Annotated in this window: 25 protein-coding genes and 1 riboswitch; of the genes, 23 read left to right on the top strand and 2 right to left on the bottom strand. The window is 43.3% G+C overall.

Annotation, left to right across the window (positions count from 1 at the left end; genetic code table 11):
- The first annotated feature begins 6 nt into the window (after nucleotides 1-6).
- From K4I03_RS04520 to yidD, 13 genes are all read left to right on the top strand, one after another.
- Nucleotides 7-498 carry an HD domain-containing protein gene (locus K4I03_RS04520; RefSeq protein WP_227963863.1) on the top strand — a complete coding sequence of 164 codons (492 nt, stop codon included), beginning with the start codon at nucleotides 7-9 and terminating at the stop codon, nucleotides 496-498.
- Between the two features lie 25 nt (nucleotides 499-523).
- On the top strand, nucleotides 524-1207 hold the full coding sequence (locus K4I03_RS04515; protein WP_227963862.1) for a Bax inhibitor-1/YccA family protein: 684 nt from the start codon (nucleotides 524-526) through the stop codon (nucleotides 1205-1207).
- 103 nt (nucleotides 1208-1310) lie between these two features.
- Nucleotides 1311-2561: a diaminopimelate decarboxylase gene (locus K4I03_RS04510; protein WP_227963861.1), complete on the top strand. Its 1251-nt coding sequence runs from the start codon at nucleotides 1311-1313 to the stop codon at nucleotides 2559-2561.
- Between the two features lie 56 nt (nucleotides 2562-2617).
- On the top strand, nucleotides 2618-2866 hold the full coding sequence (locus K4I03_RS04505; protein ID WP_072074436.1) for a YneF family protein: 249 nt from the start codon (nucleotides 2618-2620) through the stop codon (nucleotides 2864-2866).
- Nucleotides 2867-2964: 98 nt separating this feature from the next.
- Nucleotides 2965-3759, top strand: a complete 795-nt coding sequence (racE, locus tag K4I03_RS04500; RefSeq protein ID WP_049548003.1) for a glutamate racemase — start codon at nucleotides 2965-2967, stop codon at nucleotides 3757-3759.
- Complete coding sequence (locus tag K4I03_RS04495; RefSeq protein WP_227963860.1) at nucleotides 3756-4760, top strand: nucleoside-triphosphate diphosphatase; 1005 nt, start codon at nucleotides 3756-3758, stop codon at nucleotides 4758-4760. Before racE ends, K4I03_RS04495 begins: the two co-directional genes overlap by 4 nt.
- Nucleotides 4739-5260 carry a metallophosphoesterase gene (locus K4I03_RS04490; protein WP_002894605.1) on the top strand — a complete coding sequence of 174 codons (522 nt, stop codon included), beginning with the start codon at nucleotides 4739-4741 and terminating at the stop codon, nucleotides 5258-5260. Before K4I03_RS04495 ends, K4I03_RS04490 begins: the two co-directional genes overlap by 22 nt.
- Nucleotides 5257-5718 carry a cyclic-di-AMP-binding protein CbpB gene (gene cbpB, locus K4I03_RS04485; protein WP_002905145.1) on the top strand — a complete coding sequence of 154 codons (462 nt, stop codon included), beginning with the start codon at nucleotides 5257-5259 and terminating at the stop codon, nucleotides 5716-5718. The genes K4I03_RS04490 and cbpB overlap by 4 nt, the downstream gene beginning before the upstream one ends.
- Nucleotides 5715-6446 carry a site-specific tyrosine recombinase XerD gene (gene xerD / locus K4I03_RS04480; protein WP_002894607.1) on the top strand — a complete coding sequence of 244 codons (732 nt, stop codon included), beginning with the start codon at nucleotides 5715-5717 and terminating at the stop codon, nucleotides 6444-6446. The genes cbpB and xerD overlap by 4 nt, the downstream gene beginning before the upstream one ends.
- A gap of 2 nt (nucleotides 6447-6448) precedes the next feature.
- A complete protein-coding gene (locus K4I03_RS04475) occupies nucleotides 6449-7159 on the top strand; it encodes a segregation/condensation protein A (RefSeq protein ID WP_002905143.1) in 711 nt (236 codons plus the stop codon).
- A complete protein-coding gene (gene scpB / locus K4I03_RS04470; protein WP_002909096.1) occupies nucleotides 7152-7721 on the top strand; it encodes an SMC-Scp complex subunit ScpB in 570 nt (189 codons plus the stop codon). The genes K4I03_RS04475 and scpB overlap by 8 nt, the downstream gene beginning before the upstream one ends.
- Nucleotides 7708-8436, top strand: a complete 729-nt coding sequence (locus K4I03_RS04465) for a pseudouridine synthase (RefSeq protein WP_002909097.1) — start codon at nucleotides 7708-7710, stop codon at nucleotides 8434-8436. The genes scpB and K4I03_RS04465 overlap by 14 nt, the downstream gene beginning before the upstream one ends.
- Complete coding sequence (yidD, locus tag K4I03_RS04460) at nucleotides 8433-8687, top strand: membrane protein insertion efficiency factor YidD (RefSeq protein WP_083842612.1); 255 nt, start codon at nucleotides 8433-8435, stop codon at nucleotides 8685-8687. The genes K4I03_RS04465 and yidD overlap by 4 nt, the downstream gene beginning before the upstream one ends.
- Before the next feature lie 50 nt (nucleotides 8688-8737).
- Here the strand turns inward: yidD and K4I03_RS04455 are convergent, their stop codons facing one another.
- Nucleotides 8738-10177, bottom strand: coding sequence for a TrkH family potassium uptake protein (locus K4I03_RS04455; RefSeq protein WP_002913134.1), 1440 nt, complete (start codon nucleotides 10175-10177; stop codon nucleotides 8738-8740).
- A gap of 4 nt (nucleotides 10178-10181) precedes the next feature.
- Nucleotides 10182-11531: a Trk system potassium transporter TrkA gene (gene trkA / locus K4I03_RS04450; protein WP_002913133.1), complete on the bottom strand. Its 1350-nt coding sequence runs from the start codon at nucleotides 11529-11531 to the stop codon at nucleotides 10182-10184.
- 339 nt (nucleotides 11532-11870) lie between these two features.
- Between trkA and K4I03_RS04445 the strand changes: the two genes are divergently transcribed.
- The 10 genes from K4I03_RS04445 (at nucleotide 11871) to K4I03_RS04400 (ending at nucleotide 19581) form a co-directional block, all read left to right on the top strand.
- A complete protein-coding gene (locus K4I03_RS04445; protein ID WP_227963859.1) occupies nucleotides 11871-12374 on the top strand; it encodes a tRNA (cytidine(34)-2'-O)-methyltransferase in 504 nt (167 codons plus the stop codon).
- A gap of 56 nt (nucleotides 12375-12430) precedes the next feature.
- Nucleotides 12431-13372: a hypothetical protein gene (locus tag K4I03_RS04440; RefSeq protein ID WP_227963858.1), complete on the top strand. Its 942-nt coding sequence runs from the start codon at nucleotides 12431-12433 to the stop codon at nucleotides 13370-13372.
- A 222-nt stretch (nucleotides 13373-13594) separates the two neighbouring features.
- A riboswitch (FMN riboswitch) is annotated at nucleotides 13595-13744 on the top strand.
- Nucleotides 13745-13875: 131 nt separating this feature from the next.
- Nucleotides 13876-14433 (top strand): ECF transporter S component, encoded by a 558-nt coding sequence (locus K4I03_RS04435; RefSeq protein ID WP_227963892.1) that lies wholly within the window; start codon nucleotides 13876-13878, stop codon nucleotides 14431-14433.
- Nucleotides 14423-15073 carry a phosphatase PAP2 family protein gene (locus K4I03_RS04430; RefSeq protein WP_227963857.1) on the top strand — a complete coding sequence of 217 codons (651 nt, stop codon included), beginning with the start codon at nucleotides 14423-14425 and terminating at the stop codon, nucleotides 15071-15073. Before K4I03_RS04435 ends, K4I03_RS04430 begins: the two co-directional genes overlap by 11 nt.
- A 95-nt stretch (nucleotides 15074-15168) precedes the next feature.
- A complete protein-coding gene (locus K4I03_RS04425; RefSeq protein ID WP_227963856.1) occupies nucleotides 15169-15477 on the top strand; it encodes an MGMT family protein in 309 nt (102 codons plus the stop codon).
- A gap of 59 nt (nucleotides 15478-15536) precedes the next feature.
- Complete coding sequence (locus K4I03_RS04420; RefSeq protein WP_075202670.1) at nucleotides 15537-16484, top strand: TIGR01212 family radical SAM protein; 948 nt, start codon at nucleotides 15537-15539, stop codon at nucleotides 16482-16484.
- Nucleotides 16478-17029: a tRNA (mnm(5)s(2)U34)-methyltransferase gene (locus tag K4I03_RS04415; RefSeq protein WP_227963855.1), complete on the top strand. Its 552-nt coding sequence runs from the start codon at nucleotides 16478-16480 to the stop codon at nucleotides 17027-17029. Before K4I03_RS04420 ends, K4I03_RS04415 begins: the two co-directional genes overlap by 7 nt.
- 239 nt (nucleotides 17030-17268) lie before the next feature.
- Nucleotides 17269-17865: a TetR/AcrR family transcriptional regulator gene (locus tag K4I03_RS04410; protein WP_048772992.1), complete on the top strand. Its 597-nt coding sequence runs from the start codon at nucleotides 17269-17271 to the stop codon at nucleotides 17863-17865.
- Entirely contained in the window at nucleotides 17865-18818 is a 954-nt protein-coding gene (locus tag K4I03_RS04405; protein WP_227963854.1) for an ABC transporter ATP-binding protein, read from the top strand. Before K4I03_RS04410 ends, K4I03_RS04405 begins: the two co-directional genes overlap by 1 nt.
- Nucleotides 18805-19581, top strand: a complete 777-nt coding sequence (locus tag K4I03_RS04400) for an ABC transporter permease (RefSeq protein WP_125347158.1) — start codon at nucleotides 18805-18807, stop codon at nucleotides 19579-19581. Before K4I03_RS04405 ends, K4I03_RS04400 begins: the two co-directional genes overlap by 14 nt.
- Nucleotides 19582-19735 lie beyond the last annotated feature (154 nt).

Raw genomic sequence — 19735 nt, 5'->3', positions numbered from 1 at the left:
GATTCTATGCCTTACAAACAGGACGAGGAATTTATGGCCTATGTTGGGCACTTGATTGAAAAGCCCAGTGTGCAGCGTCTAAAAGAAATTCCCCATCATATTCATTCCAATAGACTTGAACATTCCATCAATGTAAGTTATACTAGTTACAGAATTGCCAAAAAATTTGGCTGGAATGGCCGCAGCACGGCACGCGGTGCCCTGCTTCATGACTTATTCTACTATGACTGGCGTGTAACCAAGTTTAAGAAGAGTCATGCCTGGGTTCATCCGAGGCTGGCAGTTCGCAATGCTCGTAAGATTACCAAGCTTAATAAAGTCGAAGAGGATATTATCGTCAAGCATATGTGGGGGGCGACCATTGCTCCGCCGCGCTATAAGGAGTCTTATATTGTGACGATGGTGGACAAGTATTGGGCCGTCAAAGAAGCGACGGCACCTTGGAGACGCAAGGGCAGTAATCGCAAGCTCTTTCATCGAAAGATGCTGAAACCGTAAATGTTTAATTATAAAAGGAGTAACTATGAATCATTCTATTATTCAAGATCAATCAGATATTAATTCTTTCTATGCTAAGATTTATTCTATCGTTGGTGTCGGTATCGGAATCTCAGCAATCGTGTCCCTCTTGATGCTATTTGTCTTTCAAGATGCTATTTATACTATTTTGACAAGATCTGTCTGGATCTATTATGCAGCTATTGCAGTTGAGTTTATCCTTGTGTTGGTAGCATCTGGAACTGCTCGGAGCAATAGCCCAGCGGCGTTGCCTATGTTTTTAGCATATTCAGCCATCAATGGTTTTACCTTAAGTATTATCATGGCGCTGTATCTTCAGTCAGAGGTTCTCTTAGCCTTTCTGACAACAACCGTTATGTTCTTTGCTATGGGCTTCATCGGCAAGGTGACCAAGAAGGATCTTTCTGGAATGGGCAGAGCTTGTATGGCCGGTTTGATTGGTATTATCGCTGCTAGCTTCCTTAATATCTTCTTGAGAAGCAGTGGCTTGGACTTTATTGTCAGTATCGTTGGTGTCCTTATTTTCTCAGGGCTCATCGCTTGGGACAATCAGAAAATCCGCTATGTATATGAGCAGACCAATGGCAATCCAGGGAATGGCTGGGCAATTTCGCTGGCTCTGCATCTGTACCTGGACTTCATTAATCTCTTCCTCAGCTTGTTGCGTATTTTTGGAAGAAACAAATAATTAGGCTAAATAAGACTAAAGCATTGGGCGCTTGCCCAGTGCTTTTTGTTTCTCCTATGGATTTATGGTATAATAAAGCCAGCAAATAGAAAGCGAGAATAGTATGAAGACTCCTTTTGTCAGTCGTGAAAAGCTAGCTGAGATTACGGCGCAGTTTCCAACACCTTTTCATCTTTATGATGAGAAGGGAATTCGGGAAAGAGCGCGTGCCCTGCATGAGGCCTTTTCTTGGAATCCAGGTTTTAAAGAGTATTTTGCCGTCAAGGCCACTCCCAATCCTGCTATTTTAAAAATCCTCAAAGAAGAAGGCTGCGGGGTGGATTGTGCTAGCTATGTCGAACTGCTCATGAGCCAAAAGCTGGGCTTTGCTGGACAGGATATCATGTTTTCGTCCAATAACACACCGGCTGAGGAATTTCAGTTTGCGCGTGACCTAGGAGCGACTATCAATCTGGATGCTTATGAAGATGTAGCTTTTCTAAAGGAAGCCGCTGGTATTCCCAAGGTCATTTCCTGCCGTTACAACCCTGGCGGTGTCTTTGAGCTGGGAACCAGCATTATGGATAATCCAGAAGAAGCCAAGTTTGGTATGACCAAGGACCAGCTGATTCAGGCTTTCAAAGAGCTCAAGGAGTTGGGAGCTGAGAAGTTTGGCATTCATGCTCTCTTGGCCTCAAATACTGTCAGCAATGACTACTATCCTGAACTGGCCCGTCAGCTTTTTGAGCTGGCTGTAGAAGTAGTGGCTGAGACAGGAGTTGAGCTGGACTTTATCAATCTATCTGGCGGTGTCGGCATTAATTATCAACCTGATGGCGAGGAAAATGACATTGCGGTCATTGGCCAAGGAGTTCGTCAGGCCTATGAAGCTATTCTAACTCCAGCTGGCCTAGGACAGGTCAAGATTTATACGGAGTTAGGTCGCTTTATGTTAGCGCCTTTTGGCTTGCTGGTCACCAAGGTTACCCATAAGAAACAAACCTACCGAACCTATCTGGGGGTGGACGCCTCTGCGGTCAATCTGTTGCGTCCTGCCATGTACGGTTCTTACCACCACATTACTAATATGGATCGACCTGAGAGTGAGACAGAAATTGTGGATGTTGTCGGCAGCCTCTGCGAGAATAACGACAAATTCGCCATTAATCGCCCGCTGCCCGTCAGTCAAATCGGTGATACACTGGTGATTCACGATACGGGTGCCCATGGTTTCTCTATGGGTTATCAGTACAATGCCAAGCTCCGCTCCAGCGAAATTCTCTTGGAGCAAGAGGGCAATGTTCGCATGATTCGTCGGGCTGAAAAACCAGAAGATTATTTTGCGACACTGTATGGCTTTGATTTTGAAAAATAGAGAAAATTTGATATAATGAAGAGCAATGTAAAAATGGAAATAGAGGAGTTCTTGATATGAATTTAGTTTTAGCAATTTTCTTGATTATGGCAGCATTTGCTGGAGGCGTGATCTTGGGTATGTATCTGCTTCGTCGGCAGGTGGAGAAGGAATTTGCAGAAAATCCGCGTTTGAATGTAGAAGCAGTTCGGACCTTGCTTAGCGCTAGCGGTCAACGGCCAAATGAAGCGAAAGTGCAGCAAGTCTACCGTCAAATTATCAGCCAGCAGAAAGCGGCGCTTGCTAAGAACAAAAAGAAAAAATAATTTTCTAGAGGCTGGCTTTTAATACCAGTAGAGAAAATCTATAAAAAAATGGGGATTTGGAATCGGCTTCCAGTCCCTTGTTTTAGAAAGAAGACCTTATGGATAATCGACCAATCGGTTTTTTAGACTCAGGAGTGGGCGGTTTGACTGTAGTCCGTGAGCTCATGCGGCAGCTCCCCCACGAAGAGGTCATTTATATTGGAGATTCGGCGCGGGCTCCTTACGGTCCAAGGCCTGCTGAGCAGATTCGCGCTTATACCTGGCAATTGGTCAACTTCCTCCTGACCAAGGATGTTAAGATGATTGTCATTGCCTGCAATACAGCGACTGCTGTTGTCTGGGAAGAAGTGAAGGAAAAGCTGGATATTCCAGTACTGGGCGTGATTCTGCCGGGGGCTAGCGCGGCTATTAAGTCAACTGCCAGCGGCCGCATCGGTGTTATTGGAACGCCAATGACTGTTTCTTCTGATATCTATCGTCAGAAGATTGAAGCGCTCTCGCCGGAGATGAAGGTGGAAAGTTTGGCCTGCCCTAAGTTTGTACCTTTGGTAGAGTCCAATGAACTTCATTCCAGCCTTACAAAAAAAGTGGTCTATGAAACCCTGCAGCCTTTGGCTGGTCGGGTAGATACCCTGGTCTTGGGCTGTACCCACTATCCCTTGCTCCGGCCTATCATTCAAAATAGGATGGGACCGGATGTGAAGCTGATTGACAGCGGGGCAGAGTGCGTACGGGATATTTCTGTCCTGCTCAATTACTTTGAAATCAACCGCAGTCGGGAAAAACAGGAGCTCAATCACCAATTTTACACAACTGCCAATGCCAAAAGCTTTTCGGAGATTGCAGAAAGCTGGCTGGGCCTGAAAGTGAATGTGGAGCATGTAAGCTTATGACAAATAAAATTTATGAATACATTGACGAGAACAATTGGTATATCGGAGAATGGACTCGCTTTCGCAAGGCTGGCTATCATTTCAACGACATCCCATACAGGCTCTTGGAGCATATTGATGCAGAGTTGAGCGAGCTGATTGAGCGAGATTTGGATGAAGAGTACAACGCTTTTACCACAGTTGTGGTCAAATACGGCTCGCCCATGTCCTATATCCAGTTTGTCCTCAATATGATTAACGACCGCCAGAAGCGGGATTTTAAGGCGACCAGTCATAAGGGGGCTATTCTGATTACAGAAAAGGACTTGCTGCGCAAGGTCTTCTTCCTGTCTAAGGATGGAGTTAAGATGACCGACTTTTTTGGTCAGGGGCGGGAGACCGAGATGGCTGTCGGAGATACCATCTTGATTGCGACTCGCAACGAAGGTAAGACAGCAGAGTTTCGCAAACTCTTTGATAAGCTGGGCTATAAGGTTGAAAATCTCAATGATTATCCTGATTTGCCAGAAGTGGAAGAAACGGGAACCACCTTTGAGGAAAATGCGCGGCTCAAGGCAGAGACCATCAGTAAACTGACCGGTAAAATGGTGCTAGCTGACGACTCAGGTCTGCAGGTCGATGTTTTAGGCGGCTTGCCTGGCGTCTGGTCGGCTCGCTTCGCTGGAGTAGGCGCGACAGATGATGAAAACAACATCAAGCTCCTGCATGAGTTGGCTATGGTTTTTGATGTCAAGGACCGCTCAGCCCATTTTCATACGACCTTAGTGGTGGCCAGTCCTGACAGGGAGTCTTTGGTAGTCGAAGCGGATTGGCCGGGCTACATTGCCCATGAGCCAAAAGGGGAAAATGGCTTTGGCTATGATCCTTTGTTCTTAGTGGGAGAAACAGGAAAAACGTCTGCCGAGCTAACGATGGAAGAAAAAAATGCGCAATCCCATCGGGCTCAGGCAGTTAAGAAATTAGTGGAGGTATTTCCAGCATGGCAAAGCAAACCATTATAGTCATGAGTGATTCTCATGGCGACCGTGCTATTGTAGAAGAAATTAGGAATCATTATATTGGAAAGGTAGATGCGATTTTCCATAACGGAGACTCTGAGCTTCCTTCTGATGATGAGGTATGGCAAGGGATTCAGGTTGTTGCAGGGAATATGGACTTTTATGACGGCTATCCAGAACGCTTGGTGACGGATTTGGCGGGGACCATTATTGCCCAGACCCACGGACATCTCTTCCATATCAACTTTTCTTTTCAAAAGCTGGATTTATGGGCGCAAGAGGTTAATGCAGATATCTGCCTTTACGGCCACCTGCATATCCCAGATGCTCGAATGGAAGGCAAAACGCTCTTTCTGAATCCGGGATCCATCAGCCAGCCACGCGGCCTGATTAACGAACGTCTCTACGCTAAGGTAGAGATTGACAAGGATCGCTTTAAAGTTGATTTCTATACACGAAATCATGAACTTTATCCAAGCTTGTCCAAGGAGTTTAGCCGATGATTGCTAAGGAATTTGAAGACTATCTGCTGGAACATGAAGAAACTTTTTTGACGCCTGGGGAAAATTTGGCGGTTATGATTGACACCCATAATGTGGATCATGCTATCCTATTGCTGAGTCAGATGACATACTCACGTGTACCAGTCGTGACGGCAGATAAAAAGTTTGTTGGTACGATTTCCTTGACAGACATCATGTCTTATCGCATGCGCCATGATTTGCCAGAAGAGGAATTCATGATGACAGACATCGTCCACATGACTAAAATGGACGACTTGACAGTTGGGCCAGATTATACTGTATCAGATGTGCTTCATAAGCTGGTCGACGAGTCGTTTCTGCCGGTTGTGGGCGAGGATCAGCATTTTTACGGAATTATTACTAGAAAGTCCATTTTGAAAGCTGTCAATTCTTTGTTGCACGGCTTTAGCAAGCAGTACGAAATTCGCAAAAAATGAAAGAATACATTAGACCGTTTTTAAATCAAAAAAACATCTCAGAAAATTCTAAAATTGCCTATTCTTATGATTTGGAGCAGTTTATCGAGGAAGTACACGGCCGGATTACCGAGACCAATCTGCGGATTTATCAGGCCTCTATCAAGGATTTTAAGGCAGCTGTTCAGAAGCGGAAGCTCTCAGCAGTCAATCAATTTCTCTACTTCCTTTATCAGCAGCAGCTTATTGAGGAGTTTCACCGCTTGGTCCTGCCCAAGGTCTCCATATCGAAGGAGCAGGAAAACGAACTATTAGACCTGTCTGCTTTTTGGCAGGAATCAAGCGTTCCCAGGGGGCGGCTGATGGCTCTTCTTATTTTGGAAATGGGCTTGCTGCCTAGCGAGATTCTGCAGGTCAGAGTGGCAGATGTCAATCTGGACTTTCAGGTTTTGAAGATTGAAAAGGCCGGTCAGAAACGGGTCATCAAGATTCCTGAGAGCTTGACGGGTGAGTTAGAAGACTATCTGACGGGGACGTATTTATTTGAGAAAAACGGCAAATCCTATTCTCGTCAGTGGGGTTTCCGTCAGCTAGAGGCCTTCTTGATTGAGCAGGGACAAGCCAGTCTATCTGCCCAAAGCCTGCGTGAGCAGTTTATTTTGCGCCAGCGGGAGAAGGGGATTGGCCTCTATGATATTGCCCAGGATTTGGGCTTGAAAACCATGATTACATTAGAAAAATACAGATAAAAATGGATATCAAACTAAAAGATTTTGAAGGCCCGTTGGACCTGCTGCTCCACCTCGTATCTAAGTACCAGGTGGATATTTATGATGTGCCCATTACGGAGGTTATCGAGCAGTATCTGGCTTATGTGGCTACTTTGCAGGCCATGAAGCTGGAAGTGACGGGCGAGTACATGGTCATGGCCAGCCAGCTTATGCTGATTAAGAGCCGCAAGCTTTTGCCTAAGGTGGCGGATAATGCTGAGCTAGAAGATGACTTGGAGCAAGACCTCTTGAGCCAGATTGAGGAATACCGCAGGTTCAAGCTCTTGGGTGAGAAAATGTCGCTCCAGCATGATGACCGAGCGCTTTATTATTCTAAGCCTAAGCTGGAGCTGGTTTATGAAGACGCTGAGCTCCTGCATGACAAGTCAACGATTGATCTTTTCTTGGCTTTTTCCAAGGTTATCGCCAAGAAGCAAGAGGAGTTTTCTAAGAGCCATACAACCATTGTGCGAGACGAGTATAAGATTGAGGACATGATGGATGTGGTGCGTCAGCGCTGTGCTGGTAAGAGCCGTCTGGCTCTGCAGGAGATTTTCGCAGAGACCAAGGACATGAATGAAGTTATTACTCTCTTTCTGGCGACATTGGAATTGGTCAAGGTGCAGGAAGTGCAAGTCATTCAGGAAGAAAACTTTGGAAATATTTATTTAGTAGGAAGAGGAAATGAGTAAGTTAGCAGAGATTGAAGCCCTGCTTTTTGTGGCGGGAGAAGATGGACTCAAGGTTCATCAATTGGCAGAAATCCTTTCTTTGCCGCCGACCGGGGTTATTCAGAGTTTGGAGAAGTTGGCTGAGCAATATGAAGCCAATCCAGACTCTAGCCTGACCCTGCTGGAAACTTCAAAGACATACAAGCTAGTTACAAAGCCAGAGTTTGCTGAGATTCTGCGGGCCTATTCAAGGGCGCCAATCAATCAAAGTTTGTCGCGGGCTGCACTGGAGACCTTGTCTATCATCGCCTATAAGCAGCCGATTACAAGGGTAGAAATAGATGACATCCGTGGGGTTAATTCCAGCGGTGCTTTGGCTAAGCTCTTGGCTTTTGAACTGGTTCGAGAGGATGGCAAAAAGGAAGTCATTGGCCGGCCAAATCTCTATGTGACAACGGATTATTTCTTAGACTATATGGGGATCAATCACTTAGATGAGCTGCCGATTGTCGAAGAAACGGAGCTAGTTGCTGAAGAAAGCCAGCTCTTTATTGAAAGGACAGATATCAATGAGAATCAATAAATACATCGCTCATGCTGGGATAGCCAGCCGTCGAAAAGCAGAAGAGCTAATTAGGCAGGGGAAGGTCAGTATAAACGGCCAAGTGGTGCGAGAGCTGGCGACAAACGTCAAGTCTGGCGACCGTGTGGAAGTTGAAGGCCAACCTATCTACAACGAAGAGAAGGTTTATTACCTCCTCAATAAGCCGCGCGGAGTCATTTCCTCTGTCAGTGATGACAAGGGTCGTAAGACGGTCGTGGAGCTCTTGCCTCAGGTCAAGGAGCGGATTTATCCGGTTGGTCGTTTGGACTGGGATACTTCTGGCATTCTCATTCTGACCAATGACGGGGACTTTACCGACGAGATGATTCATCCCCGCAATGAGATTGACAAGGTCTATGTGGCGCGTGTCAAAGGATTGGCCAATAAAGAAGTTCTTCGTCCTCTGACTCGAGGTATTGAGATAGAGGGGCGCAAAACCAAGCCAGCAGTTTATGAGATTATCAAGGTTGATCCGGCGAAAAATCGCTCGGTCGTTCAGCTGACCATCCACGAAGGCCGTAACCATCAGGTCAAGAAGATGTTCCAGGCGGTTGGATTGCAAGTGGATAAGCTTTCACGGACTCGCTTTGGTCATTTGGACCTGACGGGCCTCAAGCCTGGTGAATATCGCAAGCTCAGCAAGAAAGAAGTCAGCCAGCTGCATACACTGGCTGTAACCAAGACCAAGAAATGATAAAGAAACTGCTCATTGCTCCTGTCCGTTTTTATCAGCGCTTCATATCGCCTGCTTTTCCTCCATCTTGCCGCTTTCGGCCCACCTGCTCTAACTACATGATAGAGGCTATCCAGAAGCATGGTGCTAAAGGAGTTTTGATGGGTTTGGCGCGAATTCTCCGCTGTCATCCCTGGTCTCAGCCAGGAGAAGATCCTGTACCAGACTATTTCAGCCTGAGAAGAAATAATTCAAGAAAAAAGTCACACTAGCTATTTAGCTAGTGTGACTTTTATATATATCTATATTCTCCGAATATTTCCTACCTTCTCGACCAAGTCTTAGGCAAGAAGAGTAGGAGAATTGGGTAGATTTCCAAACGTCCGCCAATCATGGCAAAGGATAGCAATAGCTTAGAAAAAGGACTGAAGATAGAAAAGGTATCCGTCGTCCCAATCATAGGACCGATATTGTTGAAGCAGGATAGAACACCACTGACAACTGTCATGAGATTGTTATTATCCAGGCTGACGATGAAAACCAGTGCCAGCACGATCAAAACATAGGTTGCTAAATATTTGAGGACCTTGTGCTGAGTATCCTTATCTAAGACAGCACCATTGACATGCATGGTTAGGACCCGATTGGGTGATAGGGTAGAGAGGATTTGATTTTTGGCAATGCGGGAAATGATAATCCCCCGAATAACCTTGAATCCCCCAGCGGTTGATCCGGCCGAACCCCCGATACACATGAGCAGTAGCAGGATGACCTGAGAAAAGAGCGGCCACTTGACCGTATCACCATAGCCGAATCCAGTCGTTGTGATGATATTGGAGACCTGGAAGAAGGAAATCTCCACGCTCTTAGCAAAACCTTGATAGAGATGGAAGACATTAAAGGCAATCAAGGCAGTGGAAAGAAAGACAATCCAGAGATAGCCCCTAAGCTCCTCATCGCCAAAGCAGGCCTTAAACTTGCGAATCAGCAGATAATAATAGAGGTTGAAGTTGACACCGAAAGCCAAGACCCCAAAGCTGACCAGATAAGTAATCAGTGAGCTGTTGTAGTGAGCAATACCGTCATTGTATACGGTGAATCCTCCTGTACCAGCTGTTCCCATGGCAATCACAAGGCTGTCAAAGAGCGGCATACCCGCCAGGAAATAAAGCAAGGCGAAAATTGCAAAGAGAGCCAGATAAATGATATAAAGGATCTGGGCCGTACTCTTGAGCTTGGATACAACCTTGCCAAAGACTGGTCCCGGAACTTCCGCTTTCATGACCTCCAAGTGGCCATTTTTAGCATTGTCCATAATAGCTAGGGCAAAGACCAGTACTCCCATCCCTCCGATTAAGTGGGTAAAGCTACGCCAGAAGAGAAGCGAATGAGAGAGAACGCCGACATCGTTGAGAATAGTCGCTCCCGTGGTTGTAAAGCCGGAGCTGACCTCAAAGAAGGCATCGATGATGTCCGGTATCTGACCAGAGAAGACAAAGGGCAGGGCTCCGAAGAAGGACCAGAGAATCCAGCAAAGGGCTACAATCAGTACACCTTCCTTGGCGTAGATATGCAGGTCCTTGGGCTTGAAATAAGAGCCTATGCCACCTAAAACTAGCAGGATAGCCATGGTCGCCCCGATAGAGAGAAAGACTTTTAAAGGCTCACCGTAGATTAGAGCGACGATAATGGGTACAATCAGCAGAGCCGCCTCAATCAGCAGTAATTTTGCTAGCAGGTAGCGAATCATAGATCTATTCATGGGTCTACCTCGCTAACAGATCGTAAATCTGCGTGATATTTTGGAGCAGAGTGGTCACGACAATTTTATCTCCAACTTGCAGATTGTCATCGCCTGTAGGAAAGATAGCTTTACCTTGGCGGATAATGGCCGCAATCAGAACATCTTTCTTCAGATGAAGCTGAGACAGAGGAATACCAGTCATCTTGTTTTCTTCCTTGATTTGGAACTGCAGGGTCTCGATTTGGCCGTTGGCTACATGGTGCAGAGCTTCTAGGTTAGAGAACTGAGCATTGTAGCGACCGCGGATAAAGTGCATAACTGTATCAACGGCGATACCTTTAGGTGTCACGATGCTGGCAAAGTCTTGGTTATCAATGATTTCCAACAAACTAGTCCGGTTGACCTTGGTGATGTTTTTCTGCACACCCAGATTATTAAGGAACATAGAAGTAATGATATTTTCTTCGTCTACACCAGTCAGGGTAGCGATGGCATCAAAGTTATTGGCGCGTTCCTCCAGTAGGATATCCTTGGCAGTACCATCTCCATGGACAACATAGAGATCAGGAAATTCCTGACTGAAAAAGGTTGCCCGTTCATGGTTAGATTCAATGACTTTGAGCTCGATTTTACTATTCTTGAGAATATTGAGCAGGTAATAAGCAATCTTGCCTGCCCCGATAATCATCAGGCTCTTAACCACTCTAGGTCGTACCATATTATGGAATTGAACGATGTCCAGGCGGTTACCTGTGACATAGATTTTGTCGCCGGCATCCAAAGTGAAGTCTCCATCAGGAATTTCCAAGTGCCCTTTTCTCTCAATGGCACAAACAATGATATTTCCAAATTTCTTGCGGAACTGGGAAATACTCATCTGGCAGAGATTGCTGTCTTCCTTGAGTTTGAACTCCATCAGTGCCACCCGGCCATTGGCAAAGTGCTCTACTGACAGGGCATTAGGGAAATCAATGATATTGGCAATATAGCGAGCAGTTAGGAGCTCAGGATTGACCACCAGCGAGAAGCCTAGAATGTTCTTCTCCTTAAAGTAAGGGTTGGAATATTCAGGATTACGCACCCGAACGACGGTTTCCTTAGCGCCCATTCGTTTGGCCAGAACAGCTGAGACCATGTTGACCTCATCATGCTCAGTCATAGAGATGAAGATGTCGCAGTGACTAACATCCGCTTGTTCTAAGATTTTGAAGTTGGCTCCATTGCCAGAAATACCGATAATGTCATAGCGCTTGGTAATCTGGTTGAGAACAGCCTCATCCTGCTCAATCAGGATAACATCATGATTTTCAGCCACTAAGGAGCGACAGAGGGCCGTTCCGACCTTCCCGCCACCGACAACAATAATTTTCATAAGTTTAGATTCCTCCAAAGTATGTATCTATCATACTCTTTTTTCAATTAAATTTCATCTATAAAATACAGAATAGCTTGCTTATTTATAGAATTCCGAATATTTTTTTACCAAAATGGTATCTTCCTGTGATATTTAAAAAAAACTACAACTTTTTGAGCTTTTTTTATTGACTTGTAGGCTGAAAGTGTTATACTAAATGAGTACCTTCATTGGTTTACCTCAAACCTGTTGTGATGTAAGTTAATGAAGCCTTAACCACGCTGTTTGCTGAGCTTGACTCCGGGCAGTGTGGCTATTTTTTTATCTAAAGAAAAATACTAGGAAAATATTCTTATTATGAAAAATCATATCGTTCTTTTTGAGCCTCAGATTCCGCAAAATACCGGCAATATCGCCCGTACTTGCGCTGCGACTAATTCACCGCTTCACATCATCAAGCCCATGGGTTTTCCCATTGATGACCGCAAGATGAAGCGGGCGGGGCTGGACTATTGGGATAAGCTGGACATCACCTACTATGATAGTTTAGAAGATTTTATGGAGCAGATGGACGGCCGACTTTATCTGATTTCTAAGTTTGCGGAGAAGGTCTATTCTGAGGAGAATTTTGCAGCAGAAAGCTCGCACTATTTTATGTTTGGTCGTGAGGACAAGGGACTACCAGAGGAATTTATGCGCTCTCATCCAGAAAAGGCCCTGCGTATTCCCATGAACGACCAGCATGTCCGCAGCCTCAACGTTTCAAATACAGTCTGTATGATTGTCTATGAAGCCCTGCGCCAGCAGAATTTTGCTGGCTTAGATTTGGTATATGAGTATGAAGCTGACAAGCTGAAGTAAAGAGCAATGTCTCACCGGCTCAGGCTACAGGAAATTAGTCTAGAAAGTAGGTTGATATGAAATGGATAAAAAATAAATGGATCATCACTTTCCTCCTTCTAATTTCTATTTTTTCTGCAATAATCATATACAACAATCTTACTGCAAAAAAGGATGAAGTGAAGTATGATGATTATTCAACCAAAGTGGATAAGATATTATTATTCGGTGATAAGCAACAGTATGTTGTTGGTCTGGACAAAGAAGGTCGCGATACTGGCGCAAGTCCTACTCAAAACTACCTGGTATCTCAGAAGCGTAGGAGACAGGAACGTATTGCCAATAATAATCATCAGCTAGAGGGGGATTATTGGTATCTGATTCTACATGACCTGCGTACGAAGGATTTTAAGAAACGAAAGATTGATCTCTATAAGGAGCTATATAGATATGATCATAGGCTTCAACCTTGGGGCTATGATTCTGTATACTATAATGGGAAAGATTATGTGGCCGTGTTGGTTTCTCTTAAAGAAGAACCAGATAGTCGAAATGGCCGTTACCTCTTTTTAGATTTAGAGACAGAGCGCTTTCAGGAAGCTCCACAAGGTTTTGACTCGAAGACTTATATGGAAGACATGGATATGGGGTTTGGTCCGACAAACCTTCGAGAAGCAATGGATCCTTACCATGCAAATGTATCCTATTGGCATCTCTCATTTTCTGGGTTTAATGATAAGGAGAAATTTCCGAAGACAGCTAATATCAATTTGTATCAGGAATGTCCAGAGATGGTAAAATTAGTACAGGAAGAAAAAATATTTGAAGTATATTTGCGAAAGGGGCAAAACACAAAAGAGTCTGTCTTTGAGGATATGCGTCATTTGTTTGCGCCGATCGGTCAAGACAAGATAGATGTGATAGCCACTGATCCTAAAACAGGCGAGCAAACCCCCATCAACTCTTATCAAGAGATGGAAGCTTGGTGGGATCAGCATTCAGCCATAGGTAAAAAATAGGTTAATATGAAATGGATAAAAAATAAATGGGTCATCACCTCCCTCCTTCTACTTGGTATTTTTTCTGCAGTGACAATATATAATAACCTCACTGCTAAGAAGGAAGGCGTTAAGTGTAATGATTATTCAACGGAGGATTAGAAATGAAAGGAGCCTTGTTGAAACATTTTTAATTACATCAATCAAATTGCTTGCTCTGGCAGGCTTTTTTTGTTATGATAATGATGTCTTCAGGGCAGGGTGAGATTCCCGACCGGCGGTAACTTTTGGCTGGAAAATGTTTTTTCTCAATGCCAAATCAAGTCCGCGAGCGCAAGCTGATGTGGTGAGATTCCACAACCGACAGTATAGTCTGGATGGGAGAAGACGAGAGGCAGTGAAGCAATCTTGCCGTTTAATCTTTATTTAAGGGCTGAGCCTTATACTAAATAATCATTAGCTGACAAGCTTTTTTCAGTGGCCTTTCCGGCTTCTCTAATTTTTATAAATTGGAGGAACCTGTGATGACAAATACTCGTAAGTTGGCGATTGTAGCAGTTTTATCTGCTCTATCATTTCTACTCATGCTTTATGAGATTCCCTTGATAACTGAGTTTCTAAAGTTGGATTTTTCAATTATTCCGATTTTACTGGCTTTGGTAGTCTTGGATTTAAAAAGCTCTCTGGCAGTGCTCTTGATTCGCTCTGTCTTAAAGCTAGCTTTGAATAATAATGGCGTAGGCACTCTAATCGGTCTACCCATGAATATACTAGCGGTAGCTGTCTTTGTTTGTGCTTTTTCCCTCTTGTGGAAAAAAAGAAAGAGCTTATCTAGCTATGTGAAGGCTTCCTTAGCAGCAACACTTGGTCTAACGATTACTATGATCATTCTAAATGTCATTTATGCTGTGCCTCTCTATGCGAGGTTTGCTGGTTTTGATATTTATAAAACATATGGCCTGTCCAAGTATCTGCTGACTATGATTGTCCCTTTTAACCTATTAGAAGGAGTGATTTGGGCTGTCGTCTTTTGGCTAATTTACAAACTCTTACAGCCCGTCCTAAAACGCTATGAAAAATAAACAATCTTATCTAACAAAGGGCTCTTTTGCCCTTTTACTTTTCGTCATGCTAGGCTACATGGTCAAGTTTTATCCTGAGCAACTGACCAGCTTTGACACCCCGATTCAGACCTGGCTGCGGGGCGATTTACCTACAGCTTTGACAACTTTTTTTAAGCTTGTAACCAGTGTGATTGATCCATTGAGTATTATCATCTGGGTTTTTGCCCTTGTCTTATTTTTCCTGTATAAAAAATGGAAATTAGAAGCTGCTTTACTAGCAGGAAATCTGGTCTTACATGGGATTTTGATTAAGCTGATTAAACTCGTTTACCACAGAAGCCGGCCGAGTCTTTCGCATTTGGTCGAAGAGGGCGGTTATTCTTTCCCGAGCGGACATTCCATGGCGACAGCTATTGTTCTTGGGACCTTGATTATTATCGCTCAGCAACGGATTCAAAACCCAAAAATAAAGCGCTTGGTACAAGGCCTGCTCCTGGTCTATATTTTCACTGTTATGGCATCTAGAGTCTATCTGGGCGTGCACTATCCGACAGATGTTATCGGAGGAGCCTTGATGGGCTTTGCCATCCTCAATATCGAATTTCCCTTTTATGACAAGCTGCGTTTTCAGTGGCGTTTCAAGGGAAAGCAGAAATAAATATAGATGCGAGAGGTTGGCTTTGCTGGCCTTTTTGTCTTGACAAAGAAAATCCCTTTCTTTAAGATAGGAGCAAACAAGATTAGGAGGTCAGAATGTCCAATTTAAATCAAGAAATCATCAATGCTGTTTTGGTAGTAGTAGATAGCATTCCCTCTGGGCGCGTAGCGACCTATGGCCAGATTGCCCGTTTGATTGGTCGGCCAAAAAATGCCCGCTTGGTGGGAAAGATTCTCAGTCAGTCTGAGCTTTATGGCGGTGTACATCCTTGCCATCGGGTGGTCAATGTAGCAGGGCGCCTCGCACCTGGCTGGGAAGACCAAAGGCACTTGCTTTGGGCGGAGGGAGTGGACTTGAAGGCTAATGGCTGTGTGGACCTCAAGCGTTATCAATGGGAACGGTGACTTCCTTCTTTCTTTGTGAAAGAGGGAATTTTTGTTTCTAAGCTATTTTTTGTGGTAGAATGAAAGGTATGAAATCTTACAATTCTTTGAATGATTATTATCGAAAACTTTTTGGTGAAAAAACTTTTAAGGTGCCTATTGATGCGGGCTTTGACTGTCCCAATCGGGATGGTACGGTAGCGCATGGAGGCTGTACTTTTTGTACCGTTTCGGGTTCAGGTGATGCCATTGTGGCGCCGGATGCGCCCATTCGCGAGCAGTTCTATAAGGAAATTGATTTTATGCACCGCAAGTGGCCGGATGTTCGCAAGTATCTGGTCTATTTCCAGAACTTCACCAATACTCATGAGAAGCTTGAAGTGATTCGTGAGCGGTATGAGCAAGCCATTAACGAGCCAGGTGTCGTTGGACTTAATATCGGAACTCGGCCGGATTGTTTGCCTGATGAGACTATTGCCTACTTGGCTGACTTGTCCGAGCGTATGCATGTGACTGTGGAGCTGGGGCTTCAGACTACCTACGAGGAGACCTCAGACCTCATCAACCGTGCCCATTCTTATGAGCTCTATGTGGAGACGGTCCAGCGAGTTCGTAGGCTGGCTCCCAAGGCGGAGATTGTCTCTCACTTGATCAATGGTCTGCCGGGCGAAACCCATGAGATGATGCTGGAGAATGTCCGTCGCTGTGTGACGGACAATGACATTCAGGGAATTAAACTTCACTTGCTTCACTTGATGACTAATACCCGCATGCAGCGGGATTATCATGAGGGGCGACTGCAGCTGCTCAGTCAGGAGGAGTATGTCTCCATCGTCTGCGACCAACTGGAGATTATCCCCGAGCATATCGTCATCCACCGTATCACAGGCGATGCCCCGCGAGATATGTTGATTGGCCCCATGTGGAGCCTCAATAAATGGGAAGTTCTCAATGCCATTGAGGCAGAAATGCGTCGTCGTGGCAGCAAGCAAGGCTGTAAAGCAAAGGAGCAGAGATTCGTATGTTAAGACCCTTACAGATGGCCCATGCCTTTTTGGCAGAAGTCGTGACCAAGGAAGATGTCGTAGTGGATGCTACTATGGGCAACGGGCATGATACCCTCTTTCTAGCTCAGTTGGCTAAGCAAGTCTATGCCTTTGACATTCAGGAGCAGGCTGTGGAAAAGACCCGCCAGCGCTTGGCAGAAGCAGGCTTGGACAATACTCAGCTAATCTTGGATGGTCATGAGACTATGGACCAATACACGGAACATTTCAAGGCCGCTATTTTTAATCTTGGCTACCTGCCTTCAGCGGACAAGTCAGTCATTACCCGACCCCATACGACACTGGAAGCTTTGGAAAAGGTATGCCGAGGTTTAATGAAAGGCGGCCGTGCAGCTATCATGATTTACTACGGGCATGAAGATGGCGAAGTTGAAAAAGATGCGGTCCTAGACTTCGTAAGTCAGCTGCCCCAGCAGGACTTCACCGTTGCCCTCTACAAGACCATCAATCAGATTAACCATCCGCCTTTCTTGGTCATGATTGAGAAATTGAGAGAAGGAACTTGAGATACAATAAGGATACAGAGAGAAAAGCCAGACAATAGGAGCTTTCAGTACTGTATCCTTATTTTTTAAATTGTGACACTCAAATAAATAGGTCTAAAAGAAGAGAATTATGATGTGTGTAAATTTAAAGTCTTATATTTTCTTACAAAGAAGATATAAGACTTTTGACATCTTTTAGTTTATATGATAAGCTATGACTGTAAAACCAAAAAACGTCACAGAGTTTTCAGGAGGAAGTTATGGCTACTGCTTTTACTACTGAAGAAAAGGAAGTAATTAGAAAGAAATTACATAAAGTTGCAAAGGAATGCCTTCAAAGATATGGGGTTAAGAAAACCACAGTTGACCAAATGGCAGCAATGGTAGATATTTCCAAAGGTTCTTTTTATAATTTTTATTCCTCAAAAGAAATGTTATTTTTTACGGTCTTAGAAGAATATCAAATAGATGTTATGAATCGCCTGACAGAACAATTAGATATGGAAACCAAGATAGATACAAATCGTCTGGTAGAGTTACTTTATGATTTTTATCAAGATTTTCGCTATTCATTTATGTATACTATATTTAAAAATCATGAAATGGAATTACTCGTAAGAAAATTGCCAAAAGAGGCGATAACAAATCATCATCTGATAGATGATAGGATGGTTAAAAAAATTGTATCCCGAATCAACATTAGAGAAAATGTATCAGTAGAAATCGTCTCTGCTTTATTTAGAACGATTGCTATGACTATATTACACATCGAGGAAATCGGTGAAGAACAATTTGATACTACATTGAAGTTAGTCATACAAGGAGTTGTGGAACAAATTACTAAGGAGGATAGGTAATGGTGAAAGAAGCAATTAGAACCGCAAAGCTTTCTAAAAGATATGGAACAAAAAATGTTGTCAACAACTTGAATCTATCGATAAAACCTGGTGAAATAGTAGGGTTTTTAGGACTGAATGGTGCAGGGAAAACAACGACGATGAGAATGATGCTAGGATTGATAAAATCTACATCAGGAGAATGCTATATTCAAGGAAAAAAGTTAGATCTGAATAATTTAGAACTTCGAAACGAAATAGGTTATATTATTGAGACGCCTTATTCTTATCCGGATTTAACGGTGAGAGAAAATTTAGAAATCGTTAGTAAATTAAGAGGGGTTAATAGAGATAATATTGACTGGGTAATTGAAAAATTAAAACTAAAGCAATATGAACATAAACAGGAGAAGCATCTTTCTTTAGGAAATGTTGCGCGTTTAGGAATTGCAAAAGCGATTATTCATAAACCCAAAATTCTAATTCTTGATGAGCCGACAAATGGATTAGATCCTTTTGGAGTTCTTGAAGTGAGAGAGCTGTTAAAGGAATTGGCAAATAATCTAGGTACAACTGTTCTTATTTCCAGTCATAATCTGGAAGAAATATCTAAAATTGCTACTAGGATAGTTATTGTACATGAGGGCAGACTTATAAGAGAAGTTGAAAGCAATGAATTAGAACAGTACTTAGAAAAGAAGTTACTAGTAAGTGGATCTAATAATAAGGCCATGAAAGAAGTATTGTCTAACCATGGCTATCAGGCAAACATTCAATCAGACAAAGAAAATAATATCAATTTCTTGGAATTAACTGATAGAAAATCTGTGGAATATCCGGAAAAAATTGCTACATTGCTAGTTAATGCAGGTTATCCACCTAAAACACTGATTGTTGAAAAAGAAGATTTAGAGCATTATTTTTTAAGAGTACTGAATGACTATAGTGGAGGTATTTCGAATGAAAAAGCTTAGTTCCTGTATTTTAATTGAATGGAGAAAGTTAATAAAATCAAAACTTTCCATCGTAACTGCTTGTTCTATCTGTTTAGTTCCTTTTATTGTTGGCTTGTTTGCAACTATGATGAAATATCCAGAGAATTTCAAAAATCTTGGTTTGATTTCTGCAAAAATGGAAATGATGAGGATAACAGACTGGTCGTCGTACTTAATGACCGTATCACAAGTCATTTCTGTTGGGGGATTGCTCATTTTTGGATTTACAGCATCTTGGATTTTTGGTAGAGAATATTCTGATAAAACGATGATAGACCTATTAGCACTCCCGATAAAAAGAGATACGATCGTATTATCCAAGTTTATCGTTATCGCTCTATGGAGCTATATTCTATCAGTTTTTGCACTTTTATTGGGATTATTAGCTGGCAATCTGATTGGACTTGAGGGTGGGAGCTTAGCGGTGATTTTTAAAGGTATACTTACTTTTGTTTTTTGTACTACTCTTACGATCGTACTCTCTACTCCAGTGGCTTTTTTTGCTTGTTTAGGCCGGGGATATTTGTCTCCATTGGCATTTATCATTTTTACTATTATTTTTTCTCAGCTTGGTTCTGCTCTTAACTTTGGGAAATACATTCCATGGGCGATTCCTGCACTCGCAAGTGGTATTGCAGGAAAAGCACTATTGAATTTTGGGAGCATTGTCAGTTTATTTGGGGTAAGTATTCTAGGTCTTATCGCAACAATAGCTTGGTGGAGGTATGCTGATTACGATTAAAATGAAGTGATGAAAATGCTAATAACACAAAACTAAGTCTTATTCATTTCCATTCAAAACAACCCCTCCTGTTCAGATTGAAAAACAAGAGGGGTTATATTATGACAATCGAAAGTTTTGGGGGAGAGGGGACTATGTGAATATCGTTGGCCTA

The sequence above is a fragment of the Streptococcus sanguinis genome, assembly GCF_020729725.1.
In the GTDB taxonomy this organism is placed as follows: Bacteria; Bacillota; Bacilli; order Lactobacillales; family Streptococcaceae; genus Streptococcus; species Streptococcus sanguinis_V.
The sequence above is the reverse complement of the archived record's forward strand: the minus strand, read 5'-3'. Positions and strand labels throughout refer to the sequence as shown.

Coding starts and splice junctions, on each gene's coding strand:
- K4I03_RS04520 (WP_227963863.1), top strand. CDS start 7: ATGCCTTACAAACAGGACGAGGAATTTATGGCCTATGTTGGGCACTTG.
- K4I03_RS04515 (WP_227963862.1), top strand. CDS start 524: ATGAATCATTCTATTATTCAAGATCAATCAGATATTAATTCTTTCTAT.
- K4I03_RS04510 (WP_227963861.1), top strand. CDS start 1,311: ATGAAGACTCCTTTTGTCAGTCGTGAAAAGCTAGCTGAGATTACGGCG.
- K4I03_RS04505 (WP_072074436.1), top strand. CDS start 2,618: ATGAATTTAGTTTTAGCAATTTTCTTGATTATGGCAGCATTTGCTGGA.
- racE (WP_049548003.1), top strand. CDS start 2,965: ATGGATAATCGACCAATCGGTTTTTTAGACTCAGGAGTGGGCGGTTTG.
- K4I03_RS04495 (WP_227963860.1), top strand. CDS start 3,756: ATGACAAATAAAATTTATGAATACATTGACGAGAACAATTGGTATATC.
- K4I03_RS04490 (WP_002894605.1), top strand. CDS start 4,739: ATGGCAAAGCAAACCATTATAGTCATGAGTGATTCTCATGGCGACCGT.
- cbpB (WP_002905145.1), top strand. CDS start 5,257: ATGATTGCTAAGGAATTTGAAGACTATCTGCTGGAACATGAAGAAACT.
- xerD (WP_002894607.1), top strand. CDS start 5,715: ATGAAAGAATACATTAGACCGTTTTTAAATCAAAAAAACATCTCAGAA.
- K4I03_RS04475 (WP_002905143.1), top strand. CDS start 6,449: ATGGATATCAAACTAAAAGATTTTGAAGGCCCGTTGGACCTGCTGCTC.
- scpB (WP_002909096.1), top strand. CDS start 7,152: ATGAGTAAGTTAGCAGAGATTGAAGCCCTGCTTTTTGTGGCGGGAGAA.
- K4I03_RS04465 (WP_002909097.1), top strand. CDS start 7,708: ATGAGAATCAATAAATACATCGCTCATGCTGGGATAGCCAGCCGTCGA.
- yidD (WP_083842612.1), top strand. CDS start 8,433: ATGATAAAGAAACTGCTCATTGCTCCTGTCCGTTTTTATCAGCGCTTC.
- K4I03_RS04455 (WP_002913134.1), bottom strand. CDS start 10,177: ATGAATAGATCTATGATTCGCTACCTGCTAGCAAAATTACTGCTGATT.
- trkA (WP_002913133.1), bottom strand. CDS start 11,531: ATGAAAATTATTGTTGTCGGTGGCGGGAAGGTCGGAACGGCCCTCTGT.
- K4I03_RS04445 (WP_227963859.1), top strand. CDS start 11,871: ATGAAAAATCATATCGTTCTTTTTGAGCCTCAGATTCCGCAAAATACC.
- K4I03_RS04440 (WP_227963858.1), top strand. CDS start 12,431: ATGAAATGGATAAAAAATAAATGGATCATCACTTTCCTCCTTCTAATT.
- K4I03_RS04435 (WP_227963892.1), top strand. CDS start 13,876: ATGACAAATACTCGTAAGTTGGCGATTGTAGCAGTTTTATCTGCTCTA.
- K4I03_RS04430 (WP_227963857.1), top strand. CDS start 14,423: ATGAAAAATAAACAATCTTATCTAACAAAGGGCTCTTTTGCCCTTTTA.
- K4I03_RS04425 (WP_227963856.1), top strand. CDS start 15,169: ATGTCCAATTTAAATCAAGAAATCATCAATGCTGTTTTGGTAGTAGTA.
- K4I03_RS04420 (WP_075202670.1), top strand. CDS start 15,537: ATGAAAGGTATGAAATCTTACAATTCTTTGAATGATTATTATCGAAAA.
- K4I03_RS04415 (WP_227963855.1), top strand. CDS start 16,478: ATGTTAAGACCCTTACAGATGGCCCATGCCTTTTTGGCAGAAGTCGTG.
- K4I03_RS04410 (WP_048772992.1), top strand. CDS start 17,269: ATGGCTACTGCTTTTACTACTGAAGAAAAGGAAGTAATTAGAAAGAAA.
- K4I03_RS04405 (WP_227963854.1), top strand. CDS start 17,865: ATGGTGAAAGAAGCAATTAGAACCGCAAAGCTTTCTAAAAGATATGGA.
- K4I03_RS04400 (WP_125347158.1), top strand. CDS start 18,805: ATGAAAAAGCTTAGTTCCTGTATTTTAATTGAATGGAGAAAGTTAATA.